This window comes from Zooshikella ganghwensis DSM 15267 (genome assembly GCF_000428585.1).
In the GTDB taxonomy this organism is placed as follows: Bacteria; Pseudomonadota; Gammaproteobacteria; order Pseudomonadales; family Zooshikellaceae; genus Zooshikella; species Zooshikella ganghwensis.
This window is the reverse complement of record NZ_AUAF01000025.1, coordinates 26,370-48,750: the sequence shown is the minus strand read 5'-3', so window position 1 is coordinate 48,750 and position 22,381 is coordinate 26,370. Positions and strand designations below refer to the sequence as shown.

Below are 22,381 nucleotides of genomic sequence, written 5' to 3'. Positions count from 1 at the left end.
AGCGATAACGTTTTCGGGCAATTTGCTTTTGATGATTACCATTGCCTTCTACTTGTTGAGACTGGCAGTGAGGGCAGCTGACGCCATCAGGCCAACGTCTCTGACGAATAAACTGGTAGCATTGCTCATCATTTACCAGTTGTTTGATATTGATCATTCTTTGCTTATTACTGACTTAATTTACCCAAATAGACGTGCATAATACATCTTTGGTTGTATTATATGCTACCCCCTAGGAATCCATATAGAGCCAAACGAAAGTATTAACGCTTTCAACAAACAGAGAAAGATCGAGAAGGAGGTTAACAGTTAGATAAACAATTGATTTAAGTGTGCTTCTTTATTAAATAATTAAGCCAAATATACTGATGCTTATTTGAGTTGCTATTAACATTAAGGTTGCTATACCTGATATCTTTAATAGACTGATTTCAGTTGCTTCCAACATTAATACATTTCTAACTAACCAGTTCATCCTATATCACAACCTGCTATTTCTAGGGTAAAGGCAGGTTATTCTAGCTTTTTAGTACCTATAGACCAACGAAGCACTTCAATACATGAACGCTGAATGCATCACCTTTTCACAATACTTTTTGTGAAGACAAAGCAATCTTAACCCCACCACCATTTACTGCACCCTAGTTCAGAAAACTTCATCACAATTATCCTGACTAATTGCCCTGCACAACAAACCGACAAACGCACGTTTAAACTGTGAACCAATTCAACACGATTCATTTTAAACAATTCATAATTCGCCACGCTAAACACATAATTATTACTCAGGGTTAAGAAAATGGCAGTTTTCCGCAAGAAATCGCTTGGTCTATCAATATCCTTATGTCTTAGTGCCTTTGCATGTGCCAGCTTCAGCAATGCAGCACTTGCTAATCAAGCACCAATCACCATGAGCCAAAGCAACCAGGTTAAAGCTGGTGAAATGCTTAATGCATGGGTGTGGGGCAACGATCCAGAAGGACAAAAGCTTTATTATGAGTTAGTGACAACTACCGCCCATGGTAAGCTTCAATTTAATAATTATAAAGGCACCTTTACTTATACAGTAACCTCACCTAGCGCAAAGTACGATGAGTTTAAGTTTCGTGTATCCGATGGCAAACAATACTCTAATATATCTGTTGTTCAGCTAATCATTGAACCATCAAAAACTGTCTCAAAAAACAACACCCCACCCAAAACCCTCGGTCAAAGCAACTATGTTACTGCTGGACAGCTCTTAAAAAGCCACACTTGGGGTGAAGATGATGATAAAGATAAGCTGACTTATAGCGTTGTTTCCTGGCCTAAATATGGACAACTACGACTTGACCCCCAGTCAGGTGATTTTACTTATTTTTCTAATCAAAACGTTGCTAAGGATATCTTTAGTTTCCGGGTAAATGATGGCCAAGCAGACTCTAATGTTTCTCAAGTTCATTTACTGTTTACTGGCAACACCACAACAAACAAGCCGACCACGCCCACTAAACCAAAAACAACATCGAAACCCACTACACCTACAAAACCAAAAACACCAACAACAAATAAACCAACAAAACCGACTAATCCTGAAAAACCTAAAACAACAAATCCAACACAATCAGTTTATCCTTCATCATGGACAAGTAAAAATGACTTTCCCGCTCTAGTACTACGTGTACTGAATACGAGTGATACACGCTTATTCTATAACGATGACTTTAACCATGTATCAACTGATGGGTTAAGCGAGATTTTCCAGGCGTTAGCGTTTCTTGCAGACCAGAATGATATTACAGATAAAGACCTGCAACAGCTCTTCACCTATTTAAGAGGTTGGAATTACTCTAGAGAAGTCAAAAATATTAAGCCATCAGTAGCTAAAATAGCGGATCAAGCACTGATGAAAGTGACTCAAATGAGTGATTTCTACACAGTAAAACCTGATGCAGCTGCAGCATTGGAAGGCTATGTTGTTGCGCTTAATGGCTATATTCGTATACCTGAAACGGACTCATTTTTTGCAAAGCATGTCGACATACTCAATCAACTGGTTGATCATTTAGTTAGCAATGCTGACTCAGTCAATGGTACAGCGGGCTACAGCTCTGCAATCTTTGAGCTCACCACGACTATCGATATTTTAGGATTCCAGGTTGCGCAACCAAGCAAAACGGGTAGTGCATTAAAATCTGCTTTACTGGCAACCAACCTTCCTGAAAGTATCGCTGAATTAGGCAAGCGTTCAGCTTTGGGCATTTGGTCTGACCGTTATGGACGCAAAGATCCATTCATCCTAATGAATGCCATTGAAGCATTAGGTAATTTATTTATCGATAATGAAAGTAGCTGGAATAAGCGCTTAGATAATGCCGCAATCAGCCTAATTAAAGATCATAATGACTATAGTGATCAAAAAGAATTAAAAGCAAACTTTTACAGTTACTACGTGACCAAAACACGTAAAAGCAATCCAGAAAATAGCTGCTCTACTGAGTTTGCTAATTTCTGCTATCAATACAAAATAAGTGAAGTATTACCGTACACCCACCAGTGTAGCAGCTCACTTACTTTGCGCTATCAACAGCTAGACACCAGTCAAGTCAATGAAGTCTGTCAAAGACTAAAACGCCAAGAATATGAGTTCCATTCACTCATGGCAACGAACTGGAAACCTGTTGATGAAGATAATAATACTGATTTAGAACTTGTGATTTTTGACGAGTCATCAGAGTATAAAAAGTTTGGTGCATTACTTTATAAAATAGCGACCAACAACGGCGGTATTTATATCGAAGGTGAACCAAATCAAGCTAATAACCAAGCTCGTCTGTTCGTCTATGAGCGCCCTAATGGCAAAAAGTGGGATATATGGAATCTAAACCATGAGTATGTACACTACCTCGATGGTCGATTCGACTTATATGGACGCTTTGCTTACTACCCACTAAACAAAACTACATGGTGGACTGAAGGTTTAGCCGAGTTTATCGCATGGAGTGATGATTTCCCACGTGGGATGAATGATGTAAGTAGTGTCAGCCCTTCTGCGCGTCCTTCACTACAACAAATTGTTAACATGGACTACTCATCTGGTACCTCCATGGTTTACCACTGGTCTTATACTCTGCACAGATTCTTGCAAGAAAGACATTCTGCAGAACACTTAAAGCTAGCTGAATACCTAAGAAGTAATCAGCTTGAAGCCTATAACAGTCATATACAAACCTTAGCAAGTAACTATGCGAGTGAGTACCAACAGTGGTTAGGTCAGTTAATTAGTAACTGGAAACAAGCAAACCCTTACGCAATTGGCGATCAAGTGCCTACAGAGTCAGGTTCACGACCACATACAGAGCATAATCATATGCCTACTGTTATTGACCAGGCGAGTACGGCTCGTCCGCCACTATCCTTTTAATTATAAAAAAAGCGACACCACTACTGTAAAAGCCCCTAGAAAGGGGCTTTTTTTATAGGCCAGATAAAGCAGCCTTAATACTAGGTACCTCAATACTAGCTATTTTAATACTAGGTTCTTTAGTACTAAGCATTTTCACTAATAAGCTTACCAATTTTATAGATTAGCTACATTTATGCATAATTCCTTATTTAGACAATTATTACTATCGTATGCTAATATTTGCACCTCAATGAATAGGGGTAATTTATGTATAAGGTTGTCGTTTCAGACCTAGATGGCACTTTGCTTGACTCAAACCACGCCCTTAGTCAACAAACCATCAGCACTGTACATCGCATTGTCAAACAAGGGATTCGCTTCATTATTGCCACAGGTCGTCATTATCAAGACGTTAAACATATTGCTAATAACCTGGGCTTGGATCTTTTTCTCATCACTAGCAATGGTGCGCGAATCCATAATAAGCAAGGCCAAACCATTTTTAGACAAGACATCCCAGAGCATATTGTCCAACCTTTATTGGAAATGGCGCCTAAAGATACTCAACTTAATATTTATAAAGAAGATCAGTGGCTAATATCAAAGCCAAACCAAGCACTGCTTGAGTTTAATAAAAGCTCAGGTTTTAATTATTCGATAACGAATTTATTTACAACTGATCATAACAATGTCGCTAAAGTATTTTTTGTCGGTAAACATGAAACACTTTTAGCACTAGAAAATAAGATTAATCATCTGTTTGGTGATTCAGTGAATGCTGCGTTTAGCCTTCCAGATTGTCTAGAGGTTATGGCCAAAGAGGTTAATAAAGGACAAGCACTGCAACAAGTACTGAAAATAAAAGGCTTCACCCTTGAGCAAACGGTAGCATTTGGTGATGGTATGAACGATTATGAAATGCTGTCACAAGTCGGAATGCCAGTGGTCATGGCTAATGCACACGACCGTCTTCGTCAATCATTAGCCCGCTATGAAAACACCTTAAGCAGTGATGAACACGGTGTAGCTCAAAAGCTTGAGGAAATATTTCCTGTTTAAGCGCACTTTATATCCAAAACTGCATATTTATATCTTTACTCTCTGCGCTAACATTATGTAGTCAGCTTAGATTGAAGCGGCAGAGAGTTATCTTTTTTCACCTGCTCATAAGCCTGAACTCGGCTAATTCTATATATAGCAAATAGCATTAACAAAGCACTAAAACATTGAATAGGCGACAGAATATTTCCATTAAATATATAGTCAAAAATCACTGTAAATAGTGGAAAGCATAGTTCACAAATCGTTGATACATTTGCTGGAATATAACGTAACCCATAATAATATAGTAAAATAGCGCCACTACCTGTTGTTAAGCCTATAATGATTAAAAAGAGCCAATGCGTATTAGTTGTGACTTCGAGTTGCTGATAAGTTCCCAATGATAATACTATTATCAGCATCACTAACGTCGTAAAACCATAGCGAAAAAACAGTGCTGTTTGAAAAGGTACTTTATTCAAAACTCGCTTACCAAAAACTGTAGCACTACCAAATGAAAATGCCGCAAATAAAGCATAACAAGCCGCTTCAAACAAAAGATCCTTATTTGATGTATCTGGCAAGTTAAGCTCAAATGTTAACAAATAACTTCCAACAATGGCTAATAACGCCCAACGAAAAAAATGACGGCTAAACGGTTCCTTTAAAATAAACCTTGCTAGAATAATTGCAAAAATAGGTTGTGTTTTTTGTAGTAAAGCAACAACCGTTAAATTATTAAAATTAACAAGAAAAAGTGCTTTGACAATAGCAAGAGTACCTAACGCTCCACCAAATATTGCAATTAATATAAAAAAAACAATATCTACCCAAGAAAGCTTTTTAAGGTATTTATAATGTCGGTATAAAAAGAACTGCATCCCCAAAAAAGGCAACGCATGGACCATAAATACAACGTAACTAACATCTAACTCCCAAAGTCTTGGTGTTAGCACGACGCCATCAAAACCCCACATTGCAGCCGCCACACAAACCAGCAAGGCACCCAATGCACTTTTATTTTTGACCTGAACTAACAACCCCTAGCCCTCCACATTTAGGCCATACCATCCCCTGAGCGATGCTGAGTGCTTTACTTAGCCTCAAGGATTCTCAGAGTAAGCCAAAAGGAGCGCTATAGTAGCATATACCCTTCGCGAATCAATTTTAGGGTTTGTTGCCTTCGCCAGGCTTTGCTCTTTACCCCATCATTTGATGACGCCACAAAAGATGGGGTTATCATTTATCACTGCCGCATCATGTTTAATGTCTCTTCAAATGCTTTTAGGCATAAAGCAACATTTTCAGCCTTGGCAGCATAGCCCATCAAACCAATCCGCCATGCTTTGCCTGCCAAGCCTCCAATTGCAGCACCTACTTCCAAGTTATAGTGTCGCAATAAGTGGTTACGAAAGGCCGCATCATCAATGCCTTCTGGAATAGCAATTAAGTTAAGCTGTGGTAGTCGATGCTGCTCATCAACTAAAAACTTAATACCTAAATCTGTTAACCCCTGATAAAGACGGTTATGCATCATTGCATGTCTTTGCCAGGCTTGCTCCAAACCCTCTTTTTTCAGCATCAACAAGGCTTCATGTAAAGCATAAAGCGCGTTCACAGGTGCCGTATGATGGTAAGTTCTCGCCGCTTTATTGCCCCAATATTCCATCACCAATGTTTGATCGAGAAACCAGCTTTGCACTTTTGTTTTACGAGACTTAATTTTATCGACAGCGTTAGAGCTAAAGCTAACAGGAGAAAGTCCAGGTACACAAGATAAGCATTTTTGTGACCCGGAATAAACCGCATCAATATCCCATCGATCCACATAGAGTGGAATACCACCTAATGACGTTACAGTATCAACAATTGTTAAACAATCATGCTGTTTGGCTATTTGGCAAATAGCTTCTATATCAGACTTTACACCTGTTGAGGTTTCAGCATGAACACAGGCAACAGCTGTCGTATCAGGATGCTGTTCTAATGTTGCTTGCAGTTTTTCTAAAGAGACTGGCTGACACCACTCATCCTCAACTTTAATTAATTGGCCACCACAACGTATTACATTTTCAGCCATTCTCTGACCAAACACTCCATTAATACATACAATGACCTTTTCACCAGGCTCAATCAAGTTGACAAAGCAAGCCTCCATACCTGCCGAACCCGGTGCGGATACTGCAAGTGTCACTTCATTTTCAGTAACAAAAGCATATTTCAGTAACTGTTTAACTTCATCCATCATACCAATAAAGCAGGGATCAAGGTGACCAATAGTAGGACGGCTTAGTGCTTGTAAAACCCGAGGATGAATATCTGAAGGACCAGGTCCCATCAAAGTTCGCTGCGGAGGATAAAATGAATCCTTTAACATGTCACACTCCAGTGTATTATTTTTATACCCTTCACGAATGATTTCTAGGTTTTGTTATCTTCTCTCCTCACCCTAATCACCTATTAATATAGGCTCATGGGGCTTAGTCACTCGATGGCAGCACCAAAAAACCATTCGTATTGGGTATATTATTAATTCTCGCATAATAAAAGGTTTCAGTGAAATACTCACTTCTATTTCGTCAAGAAAACGAAGTTAAAAGGCTGCTCAACTAGCCTTTTAACCAGTATCCATCTTATGAGAAATCAACCTTCTACATTGACAACCTGCTGAGCCATCGGTGTAACTTGTCGTAGAGTGTAAGGAATCAGCTGAACAAGCATAAATGATAGTAACGCCAATACTGAGCCAATATAAAATACCCACTCAGGCGATGTTAACCAGACTATACCTAAAATGACAGGTAAAAAGACTGCAGCAATATGATTAATCGTAAAGTTCATGGCTGCCGTTGCTGCAATATCCTGTTCATCGACTACTTTCTGCATGTACGTTTTTAAAGCAATGGCCATGGCAAAAAAGATATGATCAACCACGTATAACATAGCAGCTATTTCACTGGATTCTACCCATGCGTAGCCGGTAAAAACGATGATTAATCCAATATACTCTAAAGAAAGTGTAAAACGCTCTCCAAAGTGCTGAACCATTTTACCTATTTTAGGTGCTAGCCAAATACTGACCAGGTGATTAATTATAAATAATAATGTAATATCACTTACGCTATAGTGAAATTTCTCAACCATCATAAATGCAGCAAACACCACAAAAATTTGCCGTCTTGCCCCACTCATAAATGTTAATAAGTAAAAAAGCCAATACTTTCTTCTAAAAATTAATTTTTTATGCTGTTGTGCAGACTGTTGAAAAACAGGGAACTTCAACCAAAGATAACCCGCCAGGCATAACCCAATAGCACCTGCCACCAGATAAATCAATTCATAGCTTAATGATAGTTGTTGGAGCAACCAAACCATTCCATAAGCCCCTAAGGAACTATATGATGCTACTGCTAACAACTTACCTAACTGAGCAGGTGCAGTCTTTTTAGGTAACCATTGAAGTGCTAACGAGTCTCTCGTGGTTTCTAAATAATGAAACCCAAAACTCATTAATAGCGTAGTGAGATAAAATCCCAAAACACTCGTAAACTGCCCTGTTAATGCCACCCCAGCACTCAATAACACGAGCGCTAAAACAGCAAAGCGCTGCTCTAAAATAAAAAGCAAAAATAAAATTGCTGATATTGCTAATAACCCTGGTATCTCTCGAATACTTTGCAGTATTCCAATTTCCTTACCCGTAAAGTTGGCAAGCTCTACAACTGCATTATTTAGCTGTACATTCCATACAGAAAATGTAAATGGCATTGCAACAGCTAATAATACAAGAAATAAATACGGCTGATTATGTAGTTTTACTAACTTCATTCACTTACCTGCTCATTAAGGTCACTTTTATAAAAGACACATCATGCATATACTAAAGTACTATTTTTTATATGGCTTACCCCATTAATAATAAGCACTTTCGAAACTATTGATTACGAGTATGTGCAGACCAAGCATCTCTTGAGCCATGCTGTTAAGGGGTATCAGTACGTTTATGATTAGATTGTCAAAAAAGACATTGAGAGTACTGAGCAACACACGTACATTACATGATACGTGATTTTAGCTCTGAGAACGTTTCACAAATGGCCAACCACCTTTGCAAAATGGACAGTTTCCATGAGCATACCCCAGCAGTTGTTACAACGAATTATGCCCCGCACGAAAGACATTCCCATGGGCAAACAGGGTCCACGCCATCAGCATGAATGGGGACAACTTCAATATGCTGTTAGGGGTGTGCTACAGGTTGATACCTCAGAAGGACGCTTTATTTCACCGCCAAATAGAGCAGTCTGGATTCCTCCTCATGTCGATCACCAGGTTACTACGCTAACCGCTGCACAGTATCGAAGTATTTATGTAGATTTAATCTGGACTCAGCAAATTGACAAGCCAACATGTGTTATTGAAATATCTCCTTTAGTGAAAGAACTTATACTCCATGTAATGAACTTTCCTAGTTCACAATCCCCAGACTTATTTTTAGAGCGTATCTGGCAGGTTTTAGTGGACCAGCTAAGCGTTTCAGCGATTATTCCCTATGATATCCCGCTACCGTCTGAGCGCCGACTACAGCCCATTATAAATGAGTTACTTGCAGATCCAACTCACAAGATGCCACTTGAATATTGGGAAGATAAAGTAGGCGCATCAGCTCGTACTTTACGTCGCTTATTTCAACAACACACAGGTATGGGGTTTAACCAATGGCGACAGCGGCTGGTTATTTTGCATGGGTTAGAATTACTTGACCTAGGAAAGTCAATCACAGATGTTGCATTAAGCTTAGGTTACGAGTCTTCATCTGCTTTTTCTACCATGTTTAAACGCCAGCTGGGTGAAAGTCCTTCAAAATATTTACAACGAACTTATTCTCCCACAGCTGAAACACCATAAAAAAACCCAGCAAAAACTGGGTCTTTTTTTATTGAACGGGTAACGCTCGTTACTCGCTCATTATTTTCCATACACAGGAAAGCGAGCACAAATAGCTTTTACTTTTTCTCGTACACTCGCGATAACTTGCTCATCATTAATATTTTCTAATACATCGCAAATCCAACCCGCTAACTCTTTACTCTCAGCTTCCTGAAAGCCACGACGGGTAATTGCAGGAGTACCAATTCGCAACCCGCTTGTGACAAACGGTGAGCGTGGATCATTCGGCACTGCATTTTTATTGACTGTAATGTTAGCGCGTCCTAAAGCTTCATCCGCATCTTTACCAGTGTATTCCTTACCAATTAAGTCCATTAAAAACAGGTGATCATCGGTTCCTTTCGAAACAATTTTGATACCTCGTGCTTGGAATACACTACACATAGCTTGTGCATTTTTAACCACTTGCTGTTGATATGCTTTAAACTCAGGTTCCATTGCCTCTTTAAAACAAATTGCTTTAGCAGCAATAACGTGCATCAAAGGCCCACCCTGACTCTCAGGAAAGACAGCAAAGTTGAGTTTCTTTTGGAGCTCTTCATCAGCCTGGCTAGACAAAATCAAACCACCACGAGGACCGCCCAGTGTTTTATGTGTAGTAGTGGTAACAACATGAGCATGAGGAAGTGGGCTAGGATAAACATCCGCAGCAATTAAACCCGCCACATGGGCCATATCTACCAGGAGATATGCACCTACTTTATCGGCAATTGCTCTAAAACGCTGCCAATCCATGACTCTGGAATAAGCGGAAAAGCCAGCCACAATCATTTTAGGCTTATGCTCTAAGGCCAGTGCTTCAACTTCATCATAATCCACCTCACCGCTCTCAGGGTTTATTCCATATTGAACTGCGTGATAAATACGACCAGAGAAGCTTACTTTCGCACCATGGGTCAAGTGTCCACCATGGGCTAAGCTCATACCAAGAATAGTATCACCAGGTTTAACCAGTGCCATGTAAACGGCTGCATTTGCCTGTGAGCCTGAATGAGGCTGAACATTAGCGTAGCTAGCTCCAAACAACTGCTTGGCACGCTCCTGAGCAATACGTTCAACGTCATCAACGAACTCACAGCCACCATAGTAACGCTTACCAGGATAGCCCTCTGCATACTTGTTAGTTAACACAGAGCCCTGGGCTTCCATAACTCGTGGGCTAGCATAGTTTTCTGAGGCTATAAGTTCGATATGTTCTTCCTGACGCTGAGCTTCATTTTCAATTGCAGATTGCAACTCAGGGTCATAGGCAGCAATGGTCATATTGGAGGTAAACATGCAGGTCCTCTTTCAATCCTAACTGGCTCAGGCATACACTTCATGAGCCACATAATTCACAGGACTCATGAAACATAAATTGACAACTGACTCAAGTTGTATAAGCAGGCTGATTGTACCCTAAGGGCAATCACAGCGCACTTGAATAAACGACATTATAAACAGTGATTTGCTTCATAACGAAACATAAGTTACTTATTGTGCTATGCACAGCATAGCGCCTTATGTAAGGTAGACGTTATTATTACGTTTCAGGTCAGCAAATAATTTATTCATGTTGTCGTCACTCTGTCGCTATCAGTAAGGTAAAATCCTCTCCTCATAACATTTCCTCCCTTAAACACAGGATATCGTTATGACTTTTTTATGAATTACACAGCGAATCGTTTGCCTTCATAACAGGCTTCCGGTAATTTGACGGCAATTTTCATTCACTTCCAACAGAATCACATGTAGAGGATATGGCTCAGTACGTCTATACCATGAATCGGGTGAGCAAAGTGGTGCCACCCAAGCGAGAAATCCTTAAAGATATCTCTCTATCTTTCTTCCCCGGTGCCAAAATCGGTGTTTTAGGTCTCAATGGTGCAGGTAAATCAAGCTTACTGCGCATCATGGCTGGCGTTGATAAAGAAATTGATGGTGAGGCACGGCCTCAGCCAGGTATCAATGTAGGTTATCTTCCACAAGAGCCGATACTGGACAACCAAAAAACAGTTCGCGACATTGTTGAAGAAAGCGTTCAAGAGATTAAAGATGCTTTGAAGCGCCTGGATGAAGTATACGCGGCCTATGCAGAGCCTGATGCAGACTTTGACGCATTAGCTGCAGAACAAGGCAAGCTTGAAAATATTATTCAGGCTTCTGACGCCCACAACTTAGAAAGAAAACTTGAAGTGGCTGCTGATGCCCTGCGTCTTCCGCCCTGGGATGCCAAAGTTGAGCACCTGTCAGGAGGTGAAAAACGTCGTGTAGCACTGTGTCGCCTATTGCTCTCAAGCCCAGATATGTTGTTGCTTGACGAGCCGACCAACCACCTGGACGCAGAAAGTGTGGCCTGGCTTGAGCGCTTCCTCCATGACTATAACGGTACTGTCGTTGCTGTTACCCACGATCGCTACTTCCTGGATAATGCCGCAGGCTGGATACTTGAACTCGACCGCGGACATGGTATTCCGTTTGAAGGTAACTACACCGCCTGGCTCGAAAATAAAGAAAAGCGCTTAGCGATTGAAGAAAAACAGCAGCAAGCCCGCGAAAAAACCATTAAGCACGAACTGGAGTGGGTCCGCTCTAACGCTAAAGGCCGCCAAGCAAAAAGCAAAGCACGTCTTGCCCGTTTTGAAGAGTTAAGTTCGCAAGACGTACAAAAGCGGAATGAAACCAACGAAATCTACATTCCACCTGGTCCACGTCTAGGTGACTTGGTTATTGAGTTTAACCATGTCAACAAAGGCTTTAATCATGAAATGCTGATTGAAGATTTAAGCTTCAATGTACCCAAAGGCAGCATCGTAGGCATCATTGGTGGTAATGGTGCAGGTAAATCTACCCTATTTAAGATGATTGCCGGCAAAGAACAACCAGATAGCGGTACTATTCGCATTGGTGACACCGTAGAACTGGCTTATGTTGATCAAAGCAGAGATAGCCTGGACGGTAGTAAAACAGTATGGGAAGAAATCTCTGATGGTCAGGATATCCTCCGCATTGGCAACTATGAAATTCCTTCACGTGCCTACATTGGTCGATTTAACTTCAAAGGCAGCGACCAACAAAAGTTCGTCAAGGACTTATCAGGTGGTGAACGAAATCGCTTGCATTTAGCCAAGCTGCTTAAGCAAGGTGCTAACGTTCTATTGCTGGACGAACCTAGTAACGACCTGGATGTTGAAACATTGCGTGCACTAGAGGAAGCTTTACTTGCCTTCCCAGGTTGTGCCATGGTGATTTCTCACGACCGTTGGTTCCTGGATCGTATTGCCACACATATTATGGCTTATGAAGGTGACAGCCAAGTCGTCTTTTTTGAAGGCAACTACAGCGAATACGAAGCTGATCGTAAAGCGCGCCTGGGTGTCGCTGCTGATCAACCTCATCGTATTAAATACAAAAAACTAGCTTAATAAACGAAGCGTTTTTTGGCCTTTTTTAAGGGGTAGGCAGTTCTTGCTTACCCTTTAAAACCCACTATAGTTACTCATACACACTAAAGGTTTAAATACCGCACCATTCGCTGTTAAGAAGCAAGTAATCTTTTATTTAACATATAAGCGAAACGTATGAGCACAGCCACTACAGAACGCCGCAAATTTACGCGAATTAGCTTTGATGCGCGTACCGAGCTTCGCCAAGGCGACAAAACCTGGCCTGTAGAGCTGCATGATATTTCACTTCGCGGAATATTAGTCATTCCTCCAAAAGACTGGCAGATTGATCCACAGTCACCCTTCACGGCCTTTATCCACCTTGATGATGAGAAAGTTATCACCATGAAAGTCCGTTTTGCCCACCAGGAAGAAAACCACGCTGGGTTTGAGTGCATATCAATTGATATTGATAGTATTTCACTACTCAAACGACTAACAGAGCTAAATCTAGGGGACTCACAGTTATTACAAAGAGAACTATCCGCTTTAAGCCGAGATATTTAGCATTTTCAAAGCTGCTCCACACCCACCAGATATAACCTATTCGTTGTATAGCCCATATTTAAAGCTATAAATCAAAGCCTTTTTTACTGGTTAAAAGTACAGTATAGTAGCCTCAAATATCCTTCGACTTTCTAGCAATGACTAACATACCCCCTTATGGCTAAAGCAAAAAAAGTCTTCGTTTGCAGTGAATGTGGCAGTGAATCTGCAAAATGGCAGGGCCAATGCCCTGACTGTAAGGCCTGGAACAGTTTTAAAGAGTTTAGTTTAGGCAATTCACGACAAGCCTCTACCGCTCAACGTGCTGGTTTTGCTGGAAGCCTATCCAGTGTCACCTTGCTGGAAGATGTTGATATTAGTGACACACCAAGATTTTCCAGCGGAATCAGTGAGTTTGATCGAGTACTGGGAGGTGGTTTTGTACCCGGCAGTGCAGTATTAATAGGTGGTAACCCTGGTGCAGGCAAAAGTACCTTGTTATTACAAACACTCTGTCATACCGCGCAAAACATGCCCGCCTTATATGTATCAGGTGAGGAATCTTTACAGCAAATTGCCGCACGAGCGCACCGCTTAGGCTTACCCACAGGTCAGCTTAAAATGCTGGCAGAAACTTCTGTGGAACAGGTCATTGCTATAGCCCAACAGGAAAAGCCCGGTGTAATTGTCATTGACTCAATACAAGTGATGTATACGGATACAGTCGAAGCTGCACCTGGTGGTGTTGCTCAAGTTCGAGAAAGTGCAGCGCATTTAACCCGCTTCGCTAAACAAACGAATACTGTCTTATTGATTGTAGGCCATGTCACCAAAGATAACTCTTTGGCAGGTCCGATGACCTTATCACACATCATTGATACTCAGCTTATGCTCAGCAATACTGATGACTCTCGTTTTCGTATTATGCGAGCCACCAAAAACCGGTTTGGCCAAGTCAACGAACTTGGCTTATTTGCGATGACCGAAAAAGGACTTCGCGAAGTCCTCAACCCCTCAGCTATCTTCCTTTCACGGACAGAACACCCCACCCCTGGCAGTATTATTAATGTACTTTGGGAAGGTACCCGCCCCTTGCTGGTGGAAATCCAAGCGCTGGTCGTTGAGTCTCAACTGGGCAATCCCAGGCGCGTCACTGTTGGCTTAGAACAAAATCGCCTGGCCATGCTACTTGCCGTATTAACCCGCCATGGCGGTATTTTCACCAGTGATCAGGATGTCTTTGTGAATGTCGTGGGTGGCGTCAGAGTGTCAGAAACCAGTGCCGATTTAGCTTCAATATTAGCAATTGTGTCTAGCCTACGAGACAGTATTATTGACCAACATATTATTGCCTTTGGAGAAGTAGGTTTATCAGGTGAAATTCGGCCCGTAGCTTATGGACAAGAACGCATTTATGAAGCAGCCAAACATGGCTTTAAAAAAGCCATAGTGCCAAAAGCCAATGCCCCCAAGAAAGCAATTGATGGCATGGAAGTAGTAGGTATCAGTAAACTTGCTGAAGCCTTAGAGGCTATCTAACAAGCAAACCCTTCTCCAAAACAAGGGTCTTGTATTTTTAAAATCACCTGCTGCTTTCGAAACCTGCAATTCAATTTGAACCATTTATATACAGAATGAAAAGCTCATTTATTTTAAAAGGATTATATGCCATCACTGATGAGCATTTATTGCCGCCAAACCAGCTCGTTGCAAAAGTTGATGCTGCATTAGCAGGTGGCGCTCAGGTGCTTCAATATCGTAACAAGCAAGGAAGCCCAAGCTTACGTCTTCAACAAGCATTAGCACTAAAAAAATTGTGCCATCACTACCATGTTCCTTTGATTATTAATGATGATATAAAGCTCGCTCACACCATTGGAGCTGATGGTGTTCATCTTGGTCAAAGTGATATAGCCATTGCTCAAGCTCGCCATACCCTTGGTAATCAGGCTATAATTGGCGCCACTTGCCACGGGTCCATGGAACTGGCAAAGCAAGCTGTTTCGCAAAGTGCTGATTATGTTGCATTTGGTCGCTTTTTTACGTCTAAGACCAAACCTGAAGCACCCACCGCGTCACTTAACATGTTGGCTAATATTCACACGCTGGATACCCCTAGCGTAGCCATTGGTGGTGTCACCATAGATAATGCCTCTCAACTTATTGCCCAAGGCATTTCCATGGTTGCAGTCATTCATGACCTGTTTACAGCAGCAGATGTATTTGCTCAGGCAGCTCGTTTTAAGTCATTATTTTAAGCTAAATCTAAGCCACTAATTACAAAGAGTTTGTTATGTCTCGATCAACTGAATTATTTGATAAAGCACAACAGTTTATTCCTGGTGGTGTTAACTCCCCAGTTCGAGCATTCAAAAGTGTTGGTGGCAACCCTGTTTTTTTTCAAAAAGCGCAGGGGGCTTATTTATATGATGAGGATGGTAAATCCTATATTGATTATATTGGTTCATGGGGCCCTATGATTTTAGGTCACAATGACCCTGATGTTATAGCGGCTATTGAGCAGCAACTAAAACAGGGATTAAGCTTTGGTGCACCTACGGCACTTGAAGTTGCTATTGCTGAAAAAGTATGTAGCTTGATGCCCAGTATTGAGCAAGTCCGCATGGTCAACTCTGGTACTGAAGCAACAATGAGTGCCATTCGATTAGCCCGAGGTTATACCGGCCGTGATAAAGTTGTTAAATTTGCGGGCTGTTATCATGGACATGTTGACTCCTTGCTTGTCAAAGCTGGCTCTGGAGCATTGACGTTAGGTGTTCCTACTTCACCTGGGGTTCCTGCGGCTTTAGCAGAACAAACGCTAACGCTAGCCTATAACGATTTAAGTGAAGTTGAATCGGTCTTTGCTGAGGTAGGGGAACAAATTGCATGTATCATTATTGAGCCTGTTGCTGGCAACATGAACTGTATCCCTCCTGCCCCAGGTTTTCTGGAAGGCTTACGTCGTATTTGTGATAAGTATGGTAGCTTGCTGATTTTTGATGAGGTTATGACTGGTTTCCGTGTTGCTTTAGGTGGAGCTCAAGCACTTTATAATGTGACCCCAGATCTGACAACGTTGGGCAAAATTATTGGCGGTGGTATGCCCGTAGGCGCCTTTGGCGGAAAGCGCAACATCATGCAAGCCATTGCTCCAACAGGGCCTGTCTATCAGGCAGGCACATTATCAGGCAACCCTGTAGCCATGGCTGCCGGACTGGCAACACTCAATAAAATAAGCCAGCCTGGTTTTTATACACTACTGTCAGCAAAAGTCCAAAAGCTGACCGAAGGGCTGGAAGCTGTTGCCAATAAGGTAGGCGTTCCGTTCACAACACGCCAAATAGGTGGCATGTTTGGCTTATTCTTTACAGACAAAACAGCCCCATCACGCCTTGATGAAGTTATGGCTTGCAACCTGGAGCACTTTAATCAGTTTTTCCAAAATATGCTGAAGCAAGGCATTTACCTAGCCCCTTCGGCGTATGAAGCTGGATTTATCTCACAAGCTCATGGTAGCGAAGAGATAGAAAAAACACTGGTAGCTGCTGAGACCAGTTTTAGCAGTTTAACTTGAGGAACACATGACCTCTCTTGCCGTTTCTGATGCCATACTTTGCTTTAGTTGTAGCTATTCCGTTTTTTTATTGCTACAACAAAAAACCTTTGCCAATGACCAAAAGCTACCTGCCACTGCTGCATTAATTGGCTTTATACTCATGTCGTTGGCCTCTTTTTTTGGCACGCTCTACTATGGATTTTCGCCCATCTGGGCGGATATCCATCGACTATTTACCCATGCTGCAACCTTTTTAGCGCTACCACTTATTGCAGGTGCCTATGCACATTTAGTCTGGCCTCTCAATTGGCATAAACCTATGTGGGGAAGGCTAATCATTGCTTTGATGATTTGTTTTGAAATTGCGCGTCGATTCCAAGCAATTGAAACAACATATACTGCCATTGGCATAATGAGTTTACTTGTTATTTTATTAGTCGGATTTAAGTTTATCCGTCAAAAGCCAAGTTTTTTTATTTATATTTTGGTTGGCTCAGCAAGTTTTTCTGTTGCTGGCCTGGTTATTGGTACTCACGGTTATCTTGCTGGCTTTTTACGCTTAGACTTATTTCATTACCTATTAGCACTTGGATCACTCAGTCTTGGTACAGGCTATTTTCTATTTGTCCGAAAACCGCAAGGCTCTCCCCAACTCTCACTTTAATTTGTGAAAGGCGAATGTAAATTAATGTGTAAAATTGCCTGGGAGCCATTTCTTATAAATATAAAGAACAGTCGTACAAGACATAAAGATTTTCAAGTGCTGCACGCTATATCACTCTATCTGCGAATTTGACAACTAGCTCACAGTATCATTTTATAATTTGTATCAATCTTGTGATTTCATTAGAGTATCAGGCTAATTGCTTACTTAATGCCCTGTCAGCCAAAAATGCAGTTAACCGTAAACGTGTAAACTACAAACGCAGTACAGTTACATACTGTAAAAAAGGTAGAAGTGTTAACTAAAATTATACAACTGATGACAATAGCTGTTTAAAAAAAATGGCTCAACACGTTTCATGATAAAATGCCTTCAATGAACAGGGTAAAATATACCTGACACCAAGGGTATATTCACCACACAAGCAAAAACTGAATTCTACAACTTGCCCATTTTGCCTATAGGCACGTTATATGCGACTCCTACTACTATGGACTGGCTTTCTACTAACATTCCATGTCACACAACTAGTTCAGGCCACTGAGATTAATGGATTCCAGTATGGCCTGAGTGAGCTCCTTATTCCTGCTTCTGAGCGCTGCAATATTCTTCCTGAAGAACCTAACCTTGCTGCCGCCGTAGTAGCCTGTGAAGAGGCTGCAAACCAAGGGGACCCACAAGCTCAGTTTTTACTCGGTGAGCTTTACCTTATTGGCCAGGTTATTCCTCAAGATTATGACAAAGCAAAACTCTGGTTTGAAAAAGCCTCAACCAATGGCCATGCTAAGGCGCAATATCAACTTGCTTTTATGTACTACCGTGGAGAGGGAATGAAGCAAGACTACACTCAAGCCTACATTATGATGAAAATGGCGGCGGTTAATGGCTATACAGATGCGATTGATGTCAGTGATGAAATTGGCAGTTTAATGGACAGGGACCAGCGAGCCTTAGCCTTTTATACCTTAAGCAAAATTTTTCAGGATTTTGCTCAGCAGCTTAAGCAAACAACGCCATCTCACCTGGAGTTACATTCTAAGCCACAGAACAGTGGACACAGCACCCATCAAGAGGCCAGTCCTTAAAAATCAGGTTAATACAGGCCAAATTGTTTTAACCTACAAGCAAGTTAAGTAAGCGCTTTCGGGTAATCAGCATTTCACGCAGTGTTTTCAGCATTGCTATTTTTGACTGCCCTGCAGACTGCTTAACGTTCTCGATTCGCTCTTCTATTTGATAAATCTCTGTGGCTAGCTTGCTTTTAAGCTTCTGCTTCTGGTCTGACCAATCCTCACTAGCTTTAATAGTGTGCATCACTGCACTGTTCATGCCTATCTCTTGAGTATCTTGATGCTCAGATAGACCATCTTCTGCTGGTATATTTGCGAACATCGGTGCCATGCTCCCTGTGGCCATTCTTCCATATGTTCAGTCTAGCCCTCGACAAGGCACAGCAATATTAGAGGTTCAAGCTTTTACTTGTGCGAGATGTACTATCATCTTTGCCTTTTTAACTTTAATTTGGAGCAGGAAATGGCCAAACTTATGCGTCTTTCTTTGGTGGTGTGCCCGGCGGAAATGGAAAAGGCGTCACCTTATCCCCTTTAACTTCACTGATTTTACCCACACCTTCTTTTTCAACCTCATCAATCCGAATAACAGAAGTAATGGGAATAAAGCTACGCTTTACTTCCGCAAACTCAGACTTGAGCTTCTCTTCACCCGGATCAACTACGAGCTGACTTCTTTCACCAAAAATAAACTCTTCTATTTCAATAAAGCCATACAAATCACTTTGAAAGATTTGCTTGACATATACCTCATAAACCTTGCCTTGATTTAAGAATGTCACTCGAAAAATTGGTTTAGCCATGTTAATACCATCTCACCAAAGAGTATTGAGCAGCCGTACGCGAAAAGAGCGCTAGAATACCAGAGCTGCAGTTCAAGGCAAATGCCAACGTTATTCATTTCTTATCTGATCCGTTGCTAGATATTCATCACCTCATAATGTTTTTCGACCCCGTCTTCTATTAATATTCATTGCAGGCTGAGTACTAGGCAGTTACCTAAAAACCCAGGGACTATAAACCATACATCAGTACAGCACTGGGCTTTCACTACAGACCTCGATATAATGCTGCGCTAATTTTTACCCCCCTGACTGTGTGAAAAACGTGTGTAGGTAGATTTCGATGGCTAAGAAGCTCTTTATTAAAACCCATGGTTGTCAGATGAATGATTATGATTCATCGCGCATGGCAGACTTACTCAATGAAAGCCATCAGCTTGAAATAACTGACAACCCAGAAGAAGCTGATGTATTGCTGCTGAATACCTGCTCTATTCGGGAAAAAGCTCAGGAAAAAGTTTTTCACCAACTAGGTCGTTGGCGTGCTCTAAAAGATCAAAACCCCAACCTGATTATTGGTGTTGGAGGGTGCGTTGCCAGTCAGGAAGGTCAAGCCATTCGAGACAGAGCACCCTACGTCGATATGGTTTTCGGTCCACAAACACTGCACCGTCTGCCAGAAATGATCGATGCCTCTGAAACGGGTAAGCAAGCCGTTGTGGATGTGAGCTTTCCAGAAATTGAAAAGTTTGATCACTTACCAGAGCCCAGCGTCGATGGCCCGACAGCATTTGTCTCGGTGATGGAAGGCTGCAGCAAGTATTGTACTTTCTGTGTTGTTCCCTATACCCGCGGTGAAGAAGTCAGCCGGCCTTTTGATGATGTAATCGCAGAATGCGTGCACTTGGCTGAACAAGGCGTTAGAGAAATTAATTTGCTTGGCCAAAATGTTAATGCTTATCGTGGTAAAAAGTCTGACGCTGATGATGATACTGCTGACTTAGCCGAGCTTATTACCATCATCGCAGCAATTGATGGTATTGCTCGGATTCGCTTTACAACATCACACCCTGTTGAGTTCACTGAAAGCTTGATTGATGTTTATGCACATGTACCTGAGCTTGTCAGCCATCTGCACTTGCCTGTCCAAAGTGGCTCTGACCGTGTTCTTGCAGCAATGAAGCGCGGCCATACCGTACTCGAATACAAATCTAAGTTACGTAAGATTCGCAAGTTACGTCCAGATATTTGCTTCTCTTCAGATTTTATTGTGGGCTTCCCAGGTGAAACAGATAAAGATTTTGAAAACACCATGAACCTTATCCAGGACATTGGCTTTGATATCTCATTTAGCTTTATCTATAGTCCTCGTCCAGGTACACCTGCTGCTGACTTGCCTGACTATACCCCTGAAGACGTTAAAAAACAGCGCTTACAAATACTGCAGCAGCGAATCAATCAACAGGCCCAGGAAATAAGTCGAAGAATGGTTGGCACAACGCAGCGCATTCTAGTAACAGGCTTTTCCAAGAAAGACCCAGGTCAGCTGCAAGGGCGAACAGAAAATAATCGTGTTGTGAACTTTGCTGCAGCTAATCCAAGAATCATTGGCAAACTTGTCGAAGTCGTTATTACAGAAGCATTACCCAACTCGCTACGAGGTGATATGATAAACGACGAGCTATATTAATTCGCAATAACAATACTCTGTTATATACGAGTTAGTGCACTTTACAGGGATGATTATGTCAATCACCGTTGATTAACGCTTTACCAAGTGCTGGTTATTTTAAACCTGCATTATTACTGTAAAGTGCACAAGCTAACTCAGTGGCGAGTTGTGCTTTCAAGCCTCAAGTTATTCTTAGGGTTTTGGTACTCTAAACTGTAATGACCCTCTTGAGCGAAGTGCTATTTTTTTATGAAACTCAATCCGCCACTTAAACAAAAAAAGGTGCTTTCCTTCCCCATAGAGAAGGTATATTCTAAAAAATAAGTAGGGTGCCGTGTCCGGCTAATGAATAAGGTTTTGAATACAGAATTACCCCCCCACAAGTTCACTCTCAACGTCGAAGATGCTCAACACTTTGCGCAACTTTGTGGCCAATTTAATGAGCACTTAAAGCAAATCGAACAGCGCTTAGATATTCGCATCAGTAACCGTGGTAATCACTTTGAGCTTACTGGCTCACAAGCCAATGTCCATGCAGCAGAGCGAATTCTCAAAACACTTTCACAAGAGCTTGAAAACGGTGGTGATATATCACCCGATATCGTCCATCTTTATTTACAAGAGGCTGATATTGAAAATCCGCAACAAGGTAAAACAGAAAGTGTTGTTATTAAAATCAAGCGTTGCGTGATCAAGCCCAGAGGACCCAACCAACAAGAGTACGTCAAGCGCATTCTGCAGCATGATATTAACTTTGGTATAGGACCTGCAGGCACGGGAAAAACCTACCTAGCTGTAGCCTGTGCTGTTGCTGCTCTGGAGAATGATCAAATTCGACGAATTCTGCTCGTTAGGCCTGCCGTAGAAGCAGGTGAAAAGCTGGGCTTTTTGCCTGGTGATCTAGCTCAGAAAATCGACCCTTACTTAAGGCCTCTTTATGATGCGCTTTATGAAATGCTCGGTTTTGAGCGGGTCGAAAAGCTTATAGAGAAAAATGTTATTGAGGTAGCGCCTCTGGCTTACATGCGTGGGCGAACACTCAATAATTCATTTATTATTTTAGATGAAAGTCAAAACACTACGATGGAACAAATGAAAATGTTCCTTACCCGTATCGGCTTTGGTTCTACTGCAGTAATCACAGGCGACACTACTCAGGTCGACTTACCTCGAGGCACACGCTCTGGATTAGCTCACAGTGCAGAAGTACTTAAGAAGGTCAAAGGGATTGGCTTTACCTATTTCAGTGCTAAAGATGTTGTACGTCATCCTTTAGTTCAACGTATTGTTGAGGCTTACGATACATTCGACAGCAAGCAAGCCTCTAAAAAGCAAAAGGATGCTTGA

General features: G+C 41.6%; 19 protein-coding genes. 12 read left to right on the top strand and 7 right to left on the bottom strand.

Going from position 1 to position 22,381, the window contains the following annotated elements:
- A partial coding sequence (locus F607_RS36000) for a transposase (protein WP_169719775.1) occupies positions 1 to 157 on the bottom strand: 157 nt, incomplete at its 3' end.
- Between the two features lie 642 nt (positions 158 to 799).
- Between F607_RS36000 and F607_RS32655 the strand changes: the two genes are divergently transcribed.
- Together F607_RS32655 and F607_RS0108135 are read left to right on the top strand one after the other, a co-directional pair.
- Complete coding sequence (locus F607_RS32655; protein WP_027707704.1) at positions 800 to 3,403, top strand: collagenase; 2,604 nt, start codon at positions 800 to 802, stop codon at positions 3,401 to 3,403.
- A gap of 249 nt (positions 3,404 to 3,652) precedes the next feature.
- Complete coding sequence (locus F607_RS0108135) at positions 3,653 to 4,444, top strand: Cof-type HAD-IIB family hydrolase (protein WP_027707703.1); 792 nt, start codon at positions 3,653 to 3,655, stop codon at positions 4,442 to 4,444.
- Positions 4,445 to 4,497: 53 nt separating this feature from the next.
- Here the strand turns inward: F607_RS0108135 and F607_RS28695 are convergent, their stop codons facing one another.
- The 3 genes from F607_RS28695 to F607_RS28690 all read right to left on the bottom strand — a co-directional run bounded on the left by F607_RS28695 (position 4,498) and on the right by F607_RS28690 (position 8,254).
- Complete coding sequence (locus F607_RS28695) at positions 4,498 to 5,466, bottom strand: DMT family transporter (protein WP_038290603.1); 969 nt, start codon at positions 5,464 to 5,466, stop codon at positions 4,498 to 4,500.
- A 206-nt stretch (positions 5,467 to 5,672) separates the two neighbouring features.
- Complete coding sequence (locus F607_RS0108125) at positions 5,673 to 6,803, bottom strand: pyridoxal-phosphate-dependent aminotransferase family protein (RefSeq protein WP_027707702.1); 1,131 nt, start codon at positions 6,801 to 6,803, stop codon at positions 5,673 to 5,675.
- Between the two features lie 266 nt (positions 6,804 to 7,069).
- A complete protein-coding gene (locus F607_RS28690; RefSeq protein WP_211233611.1) occupies positions 7,070 to 8,254 on the bottom strand; it encodes an MFS transporter in 1,185 nt (394 codons plus the stop codon).
- Positions 8,255 to 8,554: 300 nt separating this feature from the next.
- On the opposite strand from F607_RS28690, the gene F607_RS28685 reads away from it, so the two are divergent.
- Entirely contained in the window at positions 8,555 to 9,334 is a 780-nt protein-coding gene (locus tag F607_RS28685; protein WP_051311118.1) for an AraC family transcriptional regulator, read from the top strand.
- 60 nt (positions 9,335 to 9,394) lie between these two features.
- Here the strand turns inward: F607_RS28685 and glyA are convergent, their stop codons facing one another.
- Positions 9,395 to 10,654 (bottom strand): serine hydroxymethyltransferase, encoded by a 1,260-nt coding sequence (glyA, locus tag F607_RS0108110; RefSeq protein WP_027707701.1) that lies wholly within the window; start codon positions 10,652 to 10,654, stop codon positions 9,395 to 9,397.
- Positions 10,655 to 11,115: 461 nt separating this feature from the next.
- Between glyA and ettA the strand changes: the two genes are divergently transcribed.
- The 7 genes from ettA (at position 11,116) to F607_RS28680 (ending at position 18,595) form a co-directional block, all read left to right on the top strand.
- Positions 11,116 to 12,780, top strand: coding sequence for an energy-dependent translational throttle protein EttA (ettA, locus tag F607_RS0108105; protein ID WP_027707700.1), 1,665 nt, complete (start codon positions 11,116 to 11,118; stop codon positions 12,778 to 12,780).
- Positions 12,781 to 12,936: 156 nt separating this feature from the next.
- A complete protein-coding gene (locus F607_RS0108100) occupies positions 12,937 to 13,308 on the top strand; it encodes a PilZ domain-containing protein (RefSeq protein ID WP_027707699.1) in 372 nt (123 codons plus the stop codon).
- A gap of 156 nt (positions 13,309 to 13,464) precedes the next feature.
- Positions 13,465 to 14,826, top strand: a complete 1,362-nt coding sequence (gene radA / locus F607_RS0108095; protein WP_027707698.1) for a DNA repair protein RadA — start codon at positions 13,465 to 13,467, stop codon at positions 14,824 to 14,826.
- Positions 14,827 to 14,921: 95 nt separating this feature from the next.
- Positions 14,922 to 15,545 (top strand): thiamine phosphate synthase, encoded by a 624-nt coding sequence (gene thiE, locus F607_RS0108090; RefSeq protein ID WP_038290601.1) that lies wholly within the window; start codon positions 14,922 to 14,924, stop codon positions 15,543 to 15,545.
- Positions 15,546 to 15,580: 35 nt separating this feature from the next.
- On the top strand, positions 15,581 to 16,864 hold the full coding sequence (hemL, locus tag F607_RS0108085; protein ID WP_027707696.1) for a glutamate-1-semialdehyde 2,1-aminomutase: 1,284 nt from the start codon (positions 15,581 to 15,583) through the stop codon (positions 16,862 to 16,864).
- A gap of 7 nt (positions 16,865 to 16,871) precedes the next feature.
- Positions 16,872 to 17,510 (top strand): DUF6962 family protein, encoded by a 639-nt coding sequence (locus F607_RS0108080; RefSeq protein WP_027707695.1) that lies wholly within the window; start codon positions 16,872 to 16,874, stop codon positions 17,508 to 17,510.
- 473 nt (positions 17,511 to 17,983) lie between these two features.
- Positions 17,984 to 18,595 (top strand): tetratricopeptide repeat protein, encoded by a 612-nt coding sequence (locus F607_RS28680; protein ID WP_051311117.1) that lies wholly within the window; start codon positions 17,984 to 17,986, stop codon positions 18,593 to 18,595.
- Positions 18,596 to 18,623: 28 nt separating this feature from the next.
- Here the strand turns inward: F607_RS28680 and F607_RS0108070 are convergent, their stop codons facing one another.
- Together F607_RS0108070 and F607_RS0108065 are read right to left on the bottom strand one after the other, a co-directional pair.
- Positions 18,624 to 18,902, bottom strand: coding sequence for a hypothetical protein (locus F607_RS0108070; protein WP_027707694.1), 279 nt, complete (start codon positions 18,900 to 18,902; stop codon positions 18,624 to 18,626).
- Between the two features lie 151 nt (positions 18,903 to 19,053).
- Positions 19,054 to 19,383: a DUF1820 family protein gene (locus F607_RS0108065; RefSeq protein WP_038290597.1), complete on the bottom strand. Its 330-nt coding sequence runs from the start codon at positions 19,381 to 19,383 to the stop codon at positions 19,054 to 19,056.
- Between the two features lie 322 nt (positions 19,384 to 19,705).
- Between F607_RS0108065 and miaB the strand changes: the two genes are divergently transcribed.
- Entirely contained in the window at positions 19,706 to 21,052 is a 1,347-nt protein-coding gene (gene miaB / locus F607_RS0108060; RefSeq protein WP_027707692.1) for a tRNA (N6-isopentenyl adenosine(37)-C2)-methylthiotransferase MiaB, read from the top strand.
- A 327-nt stretch (positions 21,053 to 21,379) separates the two neighbouring features.
- A complete protein-coding gene (locus F607_RS0108055) occupies positions 21,380 to 22,381 on the top strand; it encodes a PhoH family protein (protein ID WP_084611159.1) in 1,002 nt (333 codons plus the stop codon).

Coding starts and splice junctions, on each gene's coding strand:
- F607_RS0108055 (WP_084611159.1), top strand. CDS start 21,380: ATGAATAAGGTTTTGAATACAGAATTACCCCCCCACAAGTTCACTCTC.
- miaB (WP_027707692.1), top strand. CDS start 19,706: ATGGCTAAGAAGCTCTTTATTAAAACCCATGGTTGTCAGATGAATGAT.
- ettA (WP_027707700.1), top strand. CDS start 11,116: ATGGCTCAGTACGTCTATACCATGAATCGGGTGAGCAAAGTGGTGCCA.
- F607_RS0108100 (WP_027707699.1), top strand. CDS start 12,937: ATGAGCACAGCCACTACAGAACGCCGCAAATTTACGCGAATTAGCTTT.
- radA (WP_027707698.1), top strand. CDS start 13,465: ATGGCTAAAGCAAAAAAAGTCTTCGTTTGCAGTGAATGTGGCAGTGAA.
- F607_RS28690 (WP_211233611.1), bottom strand. CDS start 8,254: ATGAAGTTAGTAAAACTACATAATCAGCCGTATTTATTTCTTGTATTA.
- thiE (WP_038290601.1), top strand. CDS start 14,922: ATGAAAAGCTCATTTATTTTAAAAGGATTATATGCCATCACTGATGAG.
- F607_RS0108125 (WP_027707702.1), bottom strand. CDS start 6,803: ATGTTAAAGGATTCATTTTATCCTCCGCAGCGAACTTTGATGGGACCT.
- F607_RS28685 (WP_051311118.1), top strand. CDS start 8,555: ATGAGCATACCCCAGCAGTTGTTACAACGAATTATGCCCCGCACGAAA.
- F607_RS0108070 (WP_027707694.1), bottom strand. CDS start 18,902: ATGTTCGCAAATATACCAGCAGAAGATGGTCTATCTGAGCATCAAGAT.
- F607_RS28680 (WP_051311117.1), top strand. CDS start 17,984: ATGCGACTCCTACTACTATGGACTGGCTTTCTACTAACATTCCATGTC.
- F607_RS32655 (WP_027707704.1), top strand. CDS start 800: ATGGCAGTTTTCCGCAAGAAATCGCTTGGTCTATCAATATCCTTATGT.
- hemL (WP_027707696.1), top strand. CDS start 15,581: ATGTCTCGATCAACTGAATTATTTGATAAAGCACAACAGTTTATTCCT.
- glyA (WP_027707701.1), bottom strand. CDS start 10,654: ATGTTTACCTCCAATATGACCATTGCTGCCTATGACCCTGAGTTGCAA.
- F607_RS0108080 (WP_027707695.1), top strand. CDS start 16,872: ATGACCTCTCTTGCCGTTTCTGATGCCATACTTTGCTTTAGTTGTAGC.
- F607_RS0108065 (WP_038290597.1), bottom strand. CDS start 19,383: ATGGCTAAACCAATTTTTCGAGTGACATTCTTAAATCAAGGCAAGGTT.
- F607_RS0108135 (WP_027707703.1), top strand. CDS start 3,653: ATGTATAAGGTTGTCGTTTCAGACCTAGATGGCACTTTGCTTGACTCA.